This is a genomic window from Roseibium limicola, assembly GCF_017313085.1.
GTDB classification, from domain to species: Bacteria; Pseudomonadota; Alphaproteobacteria; order Rhizobiales; family Stappiaceae; genus Roseibium; species Roseibium limicola.
Genome location: NZ_JAFLNF010000007.1, coordinates 106287 through 119914 on the forward strand (window position 1 = coordinate 106287; position 13628 = coordinate 119914).

A 13628-nucleotide genomic window follows, 5' to 3' on the forward strand; every position below is an offset into this window, starting at 1 on the left:
GCCATCTATCAAGGCGAATGCAAGAGGAGCGACATGCTTACGGTCTTTTACGACGGAAAATGCGGTCTATGTAGCCGCGAGATCGCCCATTTCCAAAAACGCCAGAACACCCAGAACATTGTCTGGCACGATATCGCCCACACTCCCGCGGCCCTTGGAGGAACAGGTCTGAGCCAGTCCGAAGCCCTCCTGTTCATGCGTGTGCGCGATGACACAGGCACCGTGCACAGCGGCGTGGACGCTTTCATTGCCCTGTGGGACCAGTTTCCCGGCTGGAAAGCCCTGGCGCGCCTGCTGCGGCTGCCCATCGCGTATCAGATCGCCCAGGCGCTGTATCACCTGTTTGCGCATCTGCGCTTTCGAGCATATCCGCATTGCCGACTTTCGCTCCAAAACCTGCCTTCAGACCACACCTAGCCCGCAAACGACAGAAGGCGTCCCGGTCAAACCCGGAACGCCTTTCTATTAAGCCAGCTTTCGCTGCAAGGGGCTTCTATCATGAAAGCCCCGGTCGTCAGAACCACTTAAAGGAATACACCACGGTCAACCTGACGCATGCGGTATTCAAGGTCGATCCGGTCAGTCGCCTGGTTCAGGTAGTTGTTGGCACGTTCCTGCTGGCTTGGAACGTGAAAGGCGCGGCGCAGTTTCTGCAATTGCTTGAACATTGTCTCATTTCCTCTGGTCTTGAGCATTCTCTCTGAAACAAACAATAATGCTGCGACGCACATAGAACAATTGTGCAGTTGCAACATCAGACATGCGCCTAACGCATAGCTTGTTAAGATTTTGACCTGAATTTGAGCAGTCAAAGTTCCAAAAATTGGACAACCATTTGAAAAACAATCAAAAAATATGGCGCATGCCTCACAAAAAGCGAGCCTAAAAATTAAACTAACACTCTTGCCAACAAGATCCACCAACTTCCATGTCAGCCCTAGGCTCACCATAGTCTTCTATTGGCAGGTGCCGTTCTCAGATAACCCTCGACAAGTCGCCCTGCCGAGGATCAAGGCAGCCCGGAAAGTGCATTAGTCCAGTGCGATATGGATGTTTTTCTCGCGGGTGAAGGCGATCATTTCTCCGATGCATTCCTCGCGTCCGATGCCGGACTGCTTGATGCCGCCAAACGGTGCGCCGAGGAAGTGCGCTGCGGACTTGTTGACCCAGACAAAGCCCGCCTCCGCCTGCCGTGCCATCCGGTGGGCGCGGCTGAGATCGCGTGTCCATATGGAGCATGTCAGCCCATAATCCACCGCATTGGCCTGCCGCATGACGTCGGCTTCTTCGTCCCAGCGCAAGACAGCCAGAAGCGGCCCGAAGATTTCCTCGCGGGCAATGGTCATGGTCGGCGTGACATCGGCAAAGATCGTCGGTTCAACAAAATTGCCATTCGACATGCCCTCCCCTTCCGGCGCCTTGCCGCCACAGACGAGACGTGCGCCCTCGGCCTTTGCCGTGTCGATATAGGCCAGCACTCTTGCCTTCTGTCGGGCGTTGATCAGGGCCCCCATGGTCGTGGACATGGCAGTCGGATTGCCCGGCTTGAAATCGGCGACCAGTTCCAGCACCCGCGCCAGAACCGCGTCGTGAATGTCGCTATGCAAAAAGGCCCGACTGGTCGAACCGCACGACTGGCCGCACCAGGCGAAGTTCATGCCTGCAATGATACCGCGCGCGGTTTTTTCGATGTCCGCATCGGCACAGGCAATCAAGGCGTTCTTGCCACCCAGCTCCAGCATCACATCCTTCACCGTGTCAGAGGCGGCCCGCATCACGGCCCGGCCTGTCGGCACGGAGCCAATCAGGCCGACCTTGGCCACCAGCGGATGGCCGGCAAGAACCGCGCCTGCCTCAGGCCCACCGTGGACCACATTCAAGACCCCCGGCGGCAGAATATCGCCGACCAATTCCAAAAACCGCAAAACCGACAAGGGCGCCTGCTCCGCCGGTTTGATCACCACGGTGTTGCCTGCTGCAATTGGTGCCGCCATCTTGCCGGCACAGAACATCAGCGGGTGATTGAACGCCACGATACGTCCCACCACACCCAGGGGCTCGCGAACGGTGAAATTCACAGCATCCGGACCCATGGGAATGCTGTCGCCCTTCATTTCCGTCACCAGTCCGGCAAAGAAGTCGAGCTGACCTGTCGCAATGTCGATGTCCTTCAACATGGCAGCGACCGGATTGCCGCTGTCGGCTGCATCAACCAGCGCCAGCTCCTGCTTGTGTGCCCGCATTACAGTGGCGATCTTTTTCAGATATCCGGCGCGTTGCAGAGGCGCTGTGTCGCGCCAGGCCGGGAAGGCCACATGAGCCGCTTCGATCGCCGCGACCATATCTTCCGGTTGTCCGAAAGCAACCGAGCCGAAACTCTCGCCCGTGGCAGGGCTGACGCACTCCTGGACGCTCCCCGACTTTGCCGCGTGCCAGTCACCGCCGTAAAACAGCCCGCGTTTTTCCGGCAGCGTCACAGGCAAAGGTGGGGAAACGGTCATGACTTGGTCTCCGAAACAGAAGGACTATCCGGCGCAACGGCCACGACTTTTTTGACCGACATCTGCCCGTTGAGGATGCGCCAGACCGCGAAGATGGTCAGGGCAACAAACAGCATAACGATCGGGTGCGTCAGGAGCGTCCAGGGAGAGTCCTTGAACAGGATCACCGATTGCCGGACGGACTGTTCAAACGTGCCGCCCAAGGCAAAACCGATGATGAAGGTGGCAAACGAGAAGTCCAGTTTGCGCATGAAGTAGCCAAGCACTGCGAAGACCATCATCACAGCGACCGAGAACATCGCGTTGCCATTGGCAAAGGCCCCGGCAATACACAGCACCACAACGATCGGATGGATGATGCCCTTCGGAACGCTAACCACCATGGCGAACAACCGCAGCCCGAGATTGGCGATGCCGAAGTTGATCCAGTTGGCCATGAACATGGCAGCGAAGATGCCGTAGATCAGCTGACCGTGCTCCTGGAAGATCAACGGCCCCGGATCGACCCCATGCATCAAAAATGCACCGATCAGGATTGCCGCCGATAAGCTGCCTGGAATGCCCAGCGCCAAGAGCGGGATCAGGTTGGCGCCGACCACAGCCGAGTTCGCGGCTTCTGTTGCCGCAACACCTTCCAGCTTGCCTGTGCCGAATTCTTCCGGGTTTTTCGAGGCCCGTTTGGCAGCTCCATAGCCGAGAAACCCCGCGACGATGGCCCCGATCCCGGGGATCGCACCGACACCCGTGCCGATCAGCGCCGAGCGGACGATTGTTCTCAAGCAGCTTTTGTATTCCACCCAGGAAACTGTCCTGTCTTCCTTCGGGATATCCTTGCCGAACACCCGGTACTGACCGCTGTCGGTTTGACGTCCCAGGAGCGTCGTCTCAATCTGGATGAGGATTTCAGACAGCGCCAGCAAACCGATGGTCATCGGGATGATCGGCACCCCTTCGATCAGGTCGCTCAGGCCCATCGTCAGGCGCGGCTGGGCGGTTTCGATATCCAGGCCGACACACGAGATGTACGCCCCCAAGATCGCAGCCAGAAGCCCGCGCAGGATCGACTTGCCGCTCAAGCCGGCAATGATTGTCAGGGAGAACGCGAAGACCGCGGCCATTTCCGGCGGCCCCATCCGCAGCGCTACAATGGCAAGCGGAGCAGCCACGGTGAACAGCACGATATCGGAAAAGATGTCGCCGGTGATCGAGGCATAGAGCGCCATCTTCAGCGCTTTGAGACCCTTGCCTTTTTTGACCAGAGGGTAGCCGTCGAAAGCGGTGGAGGTGGATTCAGGCGAGCCTGGTGTGTTCAACAGGATCGCAGCAACAGATCCGCCGTATGTCCCGCCCTTGTTGATGCCGATGAGGAAGGCAATCGAGCCAAGCGGGCTCATGTAATAGGTGAGAGGCACGGCGACCGCGATCGCCATCGGGCCATTCAGCCCGGGGATCGCCCCGACCATGATGCCCATGAACACGCCCATGGCGATGTAGGTGATGTTGATGAGAGTGAAAGCGTCTGAAACGCCAGCGAGAACGGTATCCATGATGGGTCCTCAGCGCTCAAAGCGGCAGAAAAACAAGAAAGAGATGGCGGAATAGGTAATAGATCACGAAAGGTGCGACCAAGGTCATCGCCACCTGACGGATCGGATGCCCCTTCAGATTGCCCATCGCAGCGCCGGCGCAGAGGATGACAAAGCCACCGCCCCACAGAAAACCAAACCGGTCCATCAGGTTATAGGCAATGCAGAGTGCTGCGGCAGCACCGGCAATGAACATCCAGTCGGCCCACACCATCGGCGGCCGTTCGTCAAAATAGGTCGCTCCGGCATTCTGGAGAACCTGCTTCAACCGGCTGCCGGCGAGACACGCCGACAGCACCGTGAACATCCACATGAGTGCGCGAGGGAAGAAGTCCGGGGCCAGGCCGTAATCGGAATGACCGCTGATCTGATCCGGGATGATCACCCAGAGACTGACCAGCCCGAACAAGGTCAGCAGAATTCCGCTGATGATATCGCTCTTGCGCAAGATTCCCTCCCTCCGCACTGCATGGTGTCAGGCCGGTTTTATTCGGCCAGCATCTTTTCGACGAAAGGCAGCACTTCCTCACGCTGCATCTCGAGGTATTCCAACGTATCGACCGAGCCGCGATAATCGGCCGTGAGATACATTTTCTCGCGCAGCTCCTTAGCCAACTCAGGCGTGATGGCTGCCATGACTGCAGCCTCGAGCTTGGCCTTCACATCAGCCGGAAGCCCTTTTGGCGCGGACAGCATGAAGGTGTCGACGAAGGCATAGTCGATGCCGAGCTCGTGCATGGTCGGCACGTCGGTGAAGTCTTCGTTGCGCTTGTAGCCCAGGGACAGGATCGGCTTCATCTCGCCCGCCTTCACCTGTGCGTGCCATCCGGAGGCGCCCCAGGTCATGTCGGTGTGACCACCGAGTACATTCTTGATGCCTTCAGACCCGCCTTTGACTGGAACAACGTTGATCTTGATGTCTTCCTTCTCCTCAATGGCAATCGCCATCAGGCGGGAGACGGACACCTGAGAAGACAGGGAGAGCGACTTGCCGTTTTCCTTGGCGTCCTTGATCAGGTCGGCATAGGTGTCCCAAGGCGCATCGGCCTTCACGACCAAGGCATCCTGCGGATAGGAAACGGTGGCGATGTGATCGAAGCCGTCGAGCGTGTACTGAATGTCTGAATTCAGAAGCGGAGCCAAAACATAGGCTGCACTGGCGCCCATGCCGATCGTGTAGCCATCCGGCTTGGCGTGCATCATGGTGGTTGCCATGACGGTTCCGCCGCCACCCGGCTTTTGAACAGCAATCACCGGGACACCAAGGGCTTCTTCCAGGTTCTTCTGGATCAGTCGCGCCGTTGTATCAACGGCACCACCTGGATTGAACCCGATGTACATGGTCACCGGCTTTTCGGGGTATTCGGCAAAGGCCGCACCGGCCGGCAGGACCGCCGCAGTGGCAAGGGCCGCCAGGGCCAATCTGGTTTTCAGCATCTTCTTCATAGTCGTCTCCTCCTTTGACATGATCATTCTTCCCGCAGCTTCTTGTGGCTGCGTTGATGTCAGGATTGGTCCGCCCTCCTCCGGCAGTTACCCGTCCTGACCAAACAGATTTGCGTAGCCTTCCTCAATCGCGGCATCGATAACGACCCGCCCACCGGCACGCACGGTTGTACTTGCCGCACGAAGCGCAGCATCGAGCTCTGCGCGGGTGGTGACCGGCCCGATCGTGTCGAAGCCTTGGGCTGCGGCCATGGCGCAGATATCGACAACCGGGTCGGTAATGCGCTGGCCGATCCACTTGTTTTCGGTCGGACGCCCGCGGGTCTCGGCGACCCGCTCCTGATGGCGCTCATCATTGAAATAGGATGTGTTGTTGGCCACCACGATGAGCATCGGCAGGCGCATGTGTGCGGCCGTCCACAAAGCGTTGATGCCCATCAGCGTGTCGCCATCGCCAAGCACGGCTGTTACCAGCCGACCACTGTCCTTCAGGGCCAGAGCAGCGCCCACCGCATGTCCGGGACCAACGCCGACAGCAGCCCCCCCATCCTTGCCCAGATAAGCCAGAGGATGGTTGAAATGACTGGCGGCAGCCGGCCAACTCAATGGCAACCGCGCAAAGGTGACATCCTCTTCCCGCGTCGCATGATCGCGAATTGCGAGGGCGAAATCCCCCAGGGAGATACGGTCCGGAACCTCGCTCGGAGCAGCATCGGGGAGTTTCTCGCTCCAATGCGTGCCGGTGAAATTCCACGTTGCATCAGAAGGAGAGGCCAGGCCCTCCTGCCCATGCAGCAGCGCCTCGATCAGAGCATCCGGGTGAACCTGCAGATTTACATCGACCGCCGCCAATGCCTGATGATCCATGCTCCAGCCATTGGCGAGCGTTGCATCCAGCGAGGCCTGGACCAGGCAGCAGTCCACCGGGCGCTGGCTTTGCGCCTGATCCGTACAGCTGCGCAGATATCCCGCAAGATCCATCCAGTCGAAGCTGACAATCAGATCCGCCTCTGCGATCAGCTTGCGCTCCGCATTCGTCCGCTGCTCACCACATGGCGGCAGCAGGTGTTGTCGATGACCGGTCGGAAAGACGGACGGATTATGTATGCTCGTCAAAACAGCGGCACCTGTTGCTTCCGCAAGCTCGATCCGCCGTTGCCATTCGGCCTCGCCCCGCAGCATCCGCCCCATCAGAAACACCGGACGGCGCGCCGCCCTGATGCGTTCCACAAGGTCCGTGGTCGCTCGCGCGGAGGGAGCCGGCAGCTCGGGTGCGAGGAACCGGGTCGCATCCGGCAACACGAACTCGCGCTCGAGCTTCTCTTCCTGATCGGACACGTCGAGACAGATATAGGACGGGCCGAAGGGCGCCGTTGTCGTGATCTGATGCGCCCGCAAAAGCGCCTCTACAGCCGCTTCCGTCGACGCCGGCTGACTGTCCCATTTGATATAGTTTCGAATGACCGCCGCCTGATCCTGCGAGGTGTGCACCCAGTCGATCCATGGCCGGCGCTTATGCGCATCAACCGGTCCCGTCGCCCCCAGAATGACCATCGGCACCCGGTCGCACCAGGCATTGTAGATGCTCATTGCCGCGTGCATGACGCCGACATTGGCATGCAAGGCCACCGCCATCGGCTTGTCCGTCACCCGAGCATAGCCGTCGGCAATGGTCACAGCATGTTCCTCATGCAGGCAAACCACCATCTGAGGGTTTTCATTACCGAGATGATTGACGATGGAATCATGCAATCCACGAAAGCTCGACCCCGGCACCAAGGCGACATATTGCAGGTCGAGATCGCGTAGCAAAGAAGCCACCACGTCACTGCCCCATTGCATCGGGGTTATACCTTGATGAACAGGCCGCTCGACACGTTCTGTCGTCTGGTCTGCACTTACCGCCCGCCGCACGTCATCCATGCTAAGAACACCTTTCCTCCATCGCAGGATTTTGCGGTGCAGCAAGCACAGCATCCCGACTGTTGTTGAGCCAAAAGATCCCTCAGTCCGTCGGAGATTTGAAATGCCAATCACTCTCGATTGATGCTAACCGGTTATAGGCATCTGTTTTGCGCTGAACGGCAGTGCTAGATCACGATGAGATGAAGACGACATACGCCGAAAGCCATTGGCATCGGCTGAAGCACTTTGGGAGGAGCGCTTGCTGAAACTGCGGAAGTTGAAAGCAACCCTGGCAGTGGCGGATGCCCACAGCTTCGCCGGCGCTGCCAATCTCATGAACATGTCCCAGCCTGCGATTACACGCGCCGTTCAATCGCTTGAGGACGAGCTGGAAATTCGTCTGTTTTATCGCAAGTCACGCTATTCGGGCCTGACTGAGGCCGGGGACATTCTGACACGCCGTATTCGACGCGCCCAGCGCAACCTGAAGCTTGCCGAAAGCGAGCTGCAGAGCCTTGGCGCTGCGCCTCCGGGCTTTCGCCCAAGTCTTGCCCAACACGCAGCCGATCATGAGTTTGCGGCTCTGCTGGCGATTGCTGCACGTGGCTCCATCAGCGCGGCCGCACGCGCTGTCGGCCCCTCACAGCCGGCCCTCAACAAATCCTTGAAGATGCTGGAAAACCGGACCGCGTGCCTGCTGTTTCATCGCACCAGCCATGGCATGCGCCTGACCCCGGCAGGCGAGATCCTGCTCCGCCGGTCAAAACTTGCTCTCTCGGAAATTCGCCAGGCTGTGGAGGAAATCGCTTTCCTCAAGGGACAGGGGCGCGGCCGCATCCGCGTTGGCGCCCTGCCACTCACCCGCGTGCGCATGGTTCCCCGCGCCGTTGAAACCCTGGTCACCCATTACCCTGAAGCCGAGATCGCGATTGTCGACGGCACCTACGAGGTGCTTCTGCATGCGCTGAACAATGGCGATATCGACATTCTCGCCGGCACGATCCGAAAACCTGCGCTGATTGATGGTCTGGTGTCAGAAGAGCTGTTTCAGGATGATGTGGCCATTGTCGCCAGTGCCACCCACCCGCTGGCGACCAACCCGGACTGCACGCTTGCCGACTGTCTCAACTACGACTGGATCCTGCCATTCAAGGGCGTACCCTTGCGCAACAAATTCGAACAGACGCTGGCCAGCGTCGGCTTGCCGGCACCGACCCGCATCATTGAGGCCGACAGCATTGTCGCCGTGCGCTCGCTGCTGCTCAGCGGCCCCCGCCTGGCGATCCTTTCAAGGCACCAGGTGCATTTCGAAGTGAGTTGGGGCGCCCTCGCCATCTTGCCGGTTCGCCTGAAGGACGCCATGCGGCCGGTCGGCATCACCACCCGTGGCGACTTTGAGCCAACGCCGCTTGCGCAAGTATTTCTGACCGCCCTGCGTGAGGCCAGCCTGCGCTATGCGGCGCCAGACGCCCCTGGGCGCTTGCCGCAGGAGCCGACTGGCTTTTCCGCATGATGCCGCGCTCTCTAATCCAGCCTGCTGACCCAATACTCCCAGGCGCGATCGACAGGCGCACCACCGTCGTGCTTGGCTGCTGCAGCTGCCACCTCCCCCTCGCTAAGGTAGCTCGGCGTTCCGATTTGCAGGGCCTGCGCCAACACCTTGGCATTGTCGCGCATGCACACCGAGACAAACGTCGCCTGCCGCAAGGAAGAGCCGACGCAAAGTGCTCCATGCCGTGCCAACAGACAGGTCGGCTTGTCCCCGAGACACCTCGCCAGCGACCGGGCCATCTCCATGTCCGAGACCAGAAGGCTGGTGTCTCCGAACTCATCCGCGCTGTCCCAGACCGGAGGCCGAAGCCCGCCAAGAGCCCCCAGGTGAAAGACGGGACGCAGCGGCACAAAGGCCGTGGCAAAGGGAAGAACAGTCTCGGCATGGTGATGCACGACGGATGTAACATCAGGCCGCGCGGCAAAAACCGCTGCATGAATGACCCGTTCCAGATAGGGCTTCTGGTTCCCGTCCAACACCTCGCCATTCAAATCAAAACGCATGATGTCTTCAGCGCTTACCTGCCCCGGACTGCGGGAGCGGGAGAGGAAGAAGGCATTCGGATCGTCCGGATCACGCAGGCTGACATGGCCGAATGCGTCCAGCACGCCTTCGTTCGCCAGCACCCGATTGGCCGTTACCAGCTCTGCAATCATCTCAGCCCGTATCGTCGTCATGTCCCGACCCTCCTCAATTCCGAGGCGGGATCGAAGCGGATGGCAGCAAACCGGGCAAGCCCCCCAAACGACACAAACATGCACTCGGAGGAAAACGCATGACAAAACTCACCCTGTCACTGGCCATCGGCGACTATGACCGCGCGCGCCCGCTGATTGACGGACGGGTCCAGGTTGACGGTGTCGATCTGGTTCCCAGCGTCCTGTCGCCGGAAGAAACCTTCTTTCGGGCGTTTCGCCACGCCGAATTCGATATTTGCGAGCTGTCCTTTTCGAGCTACACCGTCAAGACGTCACGTGACGACTGCCCCTACATCGCGATTCCCGCCTATCCGTCCCGGGCCTTCCGTCATACCTCACTTTACGTTCGCAAGGACAGGATCAAACGGCCAGAAGACCTCAAGGGCAAGCGCATCGGCCTGCCCGAATATCAGCTTACGGCAAATGTCTGGGGCCGGGCCATCCTGGCCGACTTCGGCGTCATGCCAAGCGATGTCACCTGGGTCCGTGGCGGACTGGAGCAGCCCGGACGGCCTGAAAAGATCGCGTTGAACCTGCCGCCCGAAATCAAGATCGAGCAGGCCCCTGCCGACAAGTCGATTTCACAGCTTCTGAGTGAGGGCGACATCGACGGCATCCTGACGCCGCGTATGCCGTCCTGCAATCTGACAGATCCCAATGTCGGTTGGTTGTTCGAGGATCCGACGGCGGCAGCAACAGAGTATTACAAGAGAACCGGTATCTTCCCGATCATGCATGTGGTCGGCGTTCGAAAGTCCCTGGCGGATGCACATCCGTGGCTGCCCGGCGCGCTGTTCAAGGGGTTCCAGCAGGCAAAGGCTCTGGCGCTCGATCTACTCGCCGACACCTCGGCCACAAAGGTGACGCTGCCCTTTGTCGAGGAGCAACTGGTGCGCGCCAAGGAGCTGATGGGAGATGATTATTGGTCCTACGGTATCGAGCCCGCCCGCCCGACCCTGGACGCTTTCCTGAAGCACCATCATGCCCAGGGCCTGTCCTCGCGCCTGATGGCACCCGAAGAACTCTTCCACCCCGCCACCCACGAGGCCTTCTCGGTCTGAGTCGACCAAGCCCCTAAAACCGCCGTGGCAGACTTTGCCGCGGCACACATCATTCAGCTTTAAAACGAACCATCCGACGCACATCACGCAAAACTGGTGATTCCGGCGCGATTCGAACCCGCGACCTTGAGTTTAGGAATGAATTTTTCTCAATAATACTGCTTTCGCCGAATAACGATGAACTCCGATAATTTAGAAATTTGCCTTTGCGGCAAACTATTAGCTTTTTCTCTACTTCTTACTTACATCTGCTTACCCGAATGGCCGGGTAAGCAACCCAGCAAATGGATATAGGGCCAGTCTTGCAGGGTTCGAACTCTGATCGTTTGTCAGAAGTGGTCAGGCCGTCAAAATCGCAAGCCCTGTCAAAGTTTACCGTTCGTAAGGTGTGAGCTGATTTCCCTAAACGGTAAAACCCTCTATGAAGCCTTTGAGCCTTTCGTTTGGCTTCCACATGGAAACAAACAAGGCATGGAGTGGGTCGTCCGAAACCCTCGACGAACCGATCACACCCCCGGAAGCTTCAAGGTCACCATCGCGACCGGTCGCTGGAGAGACTTTGCAACCGAGGACAAGGGCGGCGATCTCGTCGCCCTTGCAGCCTATCTCTTCGACTTATCCCAGAAAGAGGCCGCACTTCGGATCGCCAACATGCTGAGGATCGATCCATATGTCTAGCGATCCATTTGCCCCGATCCTGAAAATGCCTGGTTTTAATAGCAAAGAAACGAGCCGACGCTGCCTTGTGCCGGTTCCCACTTCTGCACCACAAGCCCCGTCCACTCATACGAAGCTTGGTGCGCCGTCCAATGTTTGGCGCTATTTGGACCCACAAGGGCGTCTCCTCGGATTCGTCCTCCGTTTCGAAGCTGGAGACGGCAGTAAAAGCTTTCGGCCACGATGCCTCTTCGAGGAGCCCGGAGCGCTCCTCTGGCGTTGGCAAGCCTGGCCAGAGAACCGACCGGTCTAAGGCCTGAACAAGATGGCGCAGAATCCCAATGCGCCAATTGTCATAACGGAAGGCGAAAAGGCCGCCGATGCCGCACAGGTTCTCTTGCCCGATCATATCGCAATCACATCCCCGGGCGGTTCAAATGGTGCAGCAAAAACCGATTGATCACCCTTGAAAGACCGTAGTGTGATCATCTAGCCGAACGCTCCTTGACCGTTCGCCTCCTGAAAATTGACGAATCCACACGACAATCAGAGGACGAATTGTGGCGCTCTTGGGAAACATCAAAGCAAGGAATTCTTGGAGCACTTCTCGATGCCGTTTCGGCAGCGATACGACATTGGGAAACGACTAAACTTAAAGAGAAACCGAGGATGTCGGACTTCGCACATTTGCTTGCAGCGGCAGAACCTGGGCTTAGCTGGGAAGCAGGTGAATTCATGTCTGAATATACTGCCAACCGCCAAGCAACAATTGAAGCTGTTTTTGAATCCGATCCCGTCGCCGTGGCGATCCTGAAATTCGTTCAGGATCGCCACGGCGACTAACGGTTGGGAAGGCACCGCAACCGAACTGCTCGGACACCTGAACCGCATCGTCTCCGAAGAGCTCCGCCGCTCCCGCTTCTGGCCAGCAAAACCGAATGCGCTGGGAAACGTGGTGGACCGGGCGTCACCGCTTCTGAGGCACAAGGGAATTCACGTGACGGAGAGATCTACGGGGGCGAAGAGGTTGATAATTTTTAGCTAGCTTACAAAAGCGGGAATTGCCTCAGCATCTGAGCCGGGGGCCATATTACTTTTCCAATGGGAGGGAAATAGCCGGCGACAAAACGCGGCATTCAAGCCACGCCTCCGTGGAGAGGGGTCGCTGGCCTTTGGATGGTTTCCATCCACGCCCCCGTGAGGGGCGACTATCGCGCACGCAGGCCACGCCCGTGCTGCCCGAGCCCATGTTTCGATCCACGCCCCCGTGAGGGGGCGACTTGACTTCGTGGTAACCGATGGTGCGACCCTGCAGTTTCGATCCACGCCCCCGTGAGGGGGCGACTGTTACATCGCCGCGAACCTGCGGGCGGCCGATCTGGTTTCGATCCACGCCCCCGTGAGGGGGCGACTTCCAAAGGCCCAGGCTTGCCAGTGCGCGGGATCGTTTCGATCCACGCCCCCGTGAGGGGGCGACCCCTTGCACACCATGGCCGAATTGGCACAATGACGGTTTCGATCCACGCCCCCGTGAGGGGGCGACTAAGGCGCAACAAAAGGACCAGACCAGATGACCGGTTTCGATCCACGCCCCCGTGAGGGGGCGACCCCGCCGCCGATGCCCTGCATACAGGTCGCGAGGTTTCGATCCACGCCCCCGTGAGGGGGCGACCCTCGACATGCTTCGACAGATCACCAGTAAAGGGTTTCGATCCACGCCCCCGTGAGGGGGCGACGCGCCACTGCGGAGAAATGCCTGAAGCGCTGCGGGTTTCGATCCACGCCCCCGTGAGGGGGCGACGACAGCCCACCTTAACCCGACCGGGTGCACTGCTGTTTCGATCCACGCCCCCGTGAGGGGGCGACCTTAAGGCTCGGGGTCGGCGGAGCAACTTGATTGTTTCGATCCACGCCCCCGTAAGGGGGCGACCCCGGCCTACAACCAGGGCGTTGTCGTGGACGCGTTTCGATCCACGCCCCCGTGAGGGGGCGACGATACGTGGGGGGCATGTCTCCCTTCGTTGGCGGGTTTCGATCCACGCCCCCGTGAGGGGGCGACGCCGGATGAGATCTTGAACCCGGCAGATAGGCCAGTTTCGATCCACGCCCCCGTGAGGGGGCGACAGGGTTTGCTCCAGGTCGATGCCCTTTTCGTTCAGGTTTCGATCCACGCCCCCGTGAGGGGGCGACGATCGGACCCGTTGATGACCCGTTGCCGATGT

At 59.2% G+C, this 13628-nt stretch carries 12 protein-coding genes and 1 CRISPR repeat array (1 of these 13 only partly in view); of the genes, 5 read left to right on the forward strand and 7 right to left on the reverse strand.

Annotated elements, in window-relative coordinates; genetic code table 11:
• Positions 1-33: 33 nt before the first annotated feature.
• Positions 34-417 (forward strand): thiol-disulfide oxidoreductase DCC family protein, encoded by a 384-nt coding sequence (locus J0X15_RS15645; RefSeq protein WP_206942688.1) that lies wholly within the window; start codon positions 34-36, stop codon positions 415-417.
• A gap of 107 nt (positions 418-524) precedes the next feature.
• Here the strand turns inward: J0X15_RS15645 and J0X15_RS15650 are convergent, their stop codons facing one another.
• The 6 genes from J0X15_RS15650 to J0X15_RS15675 all read right to left on the reverse strand — a co-directional run bounded on the left by J0X15_RS15650 (position 525) and on the right by J0X15_RS15675 (position 7375).
• Positions 525-668 carry a DUF3563 family protein gene (locus tag J0X15_RS15650; protein WP_206942690.1) on the reverse strand — a complete coding sequence of 48 codons (144 nt, stop codon included), beginning with the start codon at positions 666-668 and terminating at the stop codon, positions 525-527.
• A gap of 363 nt (positions 669-1031) precedes the next feature.
• Entirely contained in the window at positions 1032-2501 is a 1470-nt protein-coding gene (locus J0X15_RS15655; RefSeq protein WP_206942692.1) for an aldehyde dehydrogenase family protein, read from the reverse strand.
• Entirely contained in the window at positions 2498-4048 is a 1551-nt protein-coding gene (locus tag J0X15_RS15660) for a tripartite tricarboxylate transporter permease (RefSeq protein WP_206942695.1), read from the reverse strand. The genes J0X15_RS15655 and J0X15_RS15660 overlap by 4 nt, the downstream gene beginning before the upstream one ends.
• Positions 4049-4064: 16 nt before the next feature.
• Entirely contained in the window at positions 4065-4535 is a 471-nt protein-coding gene (locus J0X15_RS15665) for a tripartite tricarboxylate transporter TctB family protein (protein ID WP_206942697.1), read from the reverse strand.
• A 38-nt stretch (positions 4536-4573) separates the two neighbouring features.
• Entirely contained in the window at positions 4574-5533 is a 960-nt protein-coding gene (locus tag J0X15_RS15670; RefSeq protein WP_206942699.1) for a tripartite tricarboxylate transporter substrate binding protein, read from the reverse strand.
• 87 nt (positions 5534-5620) lie between these two features.
• The gene (locus tag J0X15_RS15675) at positions 5621-7375 is read right to left on the reverse strand and encodes a thiamine pyrophosphate-binding protein (protein WP_231710450.1); all 1755 of its coding nucleotides are present in this window, start codon (positions 7373-7375) and stop codon (positions 5621-5623) included.
• 322 nt (positions 7376-7697) lie between these two features.
• Between J0X15_RS15675 and J0X15_RS15680 the strand changes: the two genes are divergently transcribed.
• Entirely contained in the window at positions 7698-8951 is a 1254-nt protein-coding gene (locus tag J0X15_RS15680) for a LysR family transcriptional regulator (RefSeq protein WP_206942703.1), read from the forward strand.
• An 11-nt stretch (positions 8952-8962) separates the two neighbouring features.
• On the opposite strand, the gene J0X15_RS15685 is transcribed toward J0X15_RS15680, so the two are convergent.
• Positions 8963-9667, reverse strand: coding sequence for a class II aldolase/adducin family protein (locus J0X15_RS15685; RefSeq protein WP_206942705.1), 705 nt, complete (start codon positions 9665-9667; stop codon positions 8963-8965).
• Positions 9668-9765: 98 nt separating this feature from the next.
• On the opposite strand from J0X15_RS15685, the gene J0X15_RS15690 reads away from it, so the two are divergent.
• The 3 genes from J0X15_RS15690 (at position 9766) to J0X15_RS15700 (ending at position 12249) form a co-directional block, all read left to right on the forward strand.
• Positions 9766-10749 (forward strand): ABC transporter substrate-binding protein, encoded by a 984-nt coding sequence (locus J0X15_RS15690; RefSeq protein WP_206942706.1) that lies wholly within the window; start codon positions 9766-9768, stop codon positions 10747-10749.
• A gap of 471 nt (positions 10750-11220) precedes the next feature.
• The gene (locus J0X15_RS15695; protein WP_206942708.1) at positions 11221-11427 is read left to right on the forward strand and encodes a hypothetical protein; all 207 of its coding nucleotides are present in this window, start codon (positions 11221-11223) and stop codon (positions 11425-11427) included.
• A 483-nt stretch (positions 11428-11910) separates the two neighbouring features.
• The gene (locus tag J0X15_RS15700) at positions 11911-12249 is read left to right on the forward strand and encodes a hypothetical protein (RefSeq protein WP_206942718.1); all 339 of its coding nucleotides are present in this window, start codon (positions 11911-11913) and stop codon (positions 12247-12249) included.
• Between the two features lie 336 nt (positions 12250-12585).
• Positions 12586-13628: a CRISPR direct-repeat array (repeat unit 31 nt; unit sequence GTTTCGATCCACGCCCCCGTGAGGGGGCGAC); it runs 230 nt beyond the window's last position.

Coding starts and splice junctions, on each gene's coding strand:
- J0X15_RS15645 (WP_206942688.1), top strand. CDS start 34: ATGCTTACGGTCTTTTACGACGGAAAATGCGGTCTATGTAGCCGCGAG.
- J0X15_RS15650 (WP_206942690.1), bottom strand. CDS start 668: ATGTTCAAGCAATTGCAGAAACTGCGCCGCGCCTTTCACGTTCCAAGC.
- J0X15_RS15655 (WP_206942692.1), bottom strand. CDS start 2,501: ATGACCGTTTCCCCACCTTTGCCTGTGACGCTGCCGGAAAAACGCGGG.
- J0X15_RS15660 (WP_206942695.1), bottom strand. CDS start 4,048: ATGGATACCGTTCTCGCTGGCGTTTCAGACGCTTTCACTCTCATCAAC.
- J0X15_RS15670 (WP_206942699.1), bottom strand. CDS start 5,533: ATGAAGAAGATGCTGAAAACCAGATTGGCCCTGGCGGCCCTTGCCACT.
- J0X15_RS15675 (WP_231710450.1), bottom strand. CDS start 7,375: ATGCAATGGGGCAGTGACGTGGTGGCTTCTTTGCTACGCGATCTCGAC.
- J0X15_RS15685 (WP_206942705.1), bottom strand. CDS start 9,667: ATGACGACGATACGGGCTGAGATGATTGCAGAGCTGGTAACGGCCAAT.
- J0X15_RS15690 (WP_206942706.1), top strand. CDS start 9,766: ATGACAAAACTCACCCTGTCACTGGCCATCGGCGACTATGACCGCGCG.
- J0X15_RS15695 (WP_206942708.1), top strand. CDS start 11,221: ATGGAGTGGGTCGTCCGAAACCCTCGACGAACCGATCACACCCCCGGA.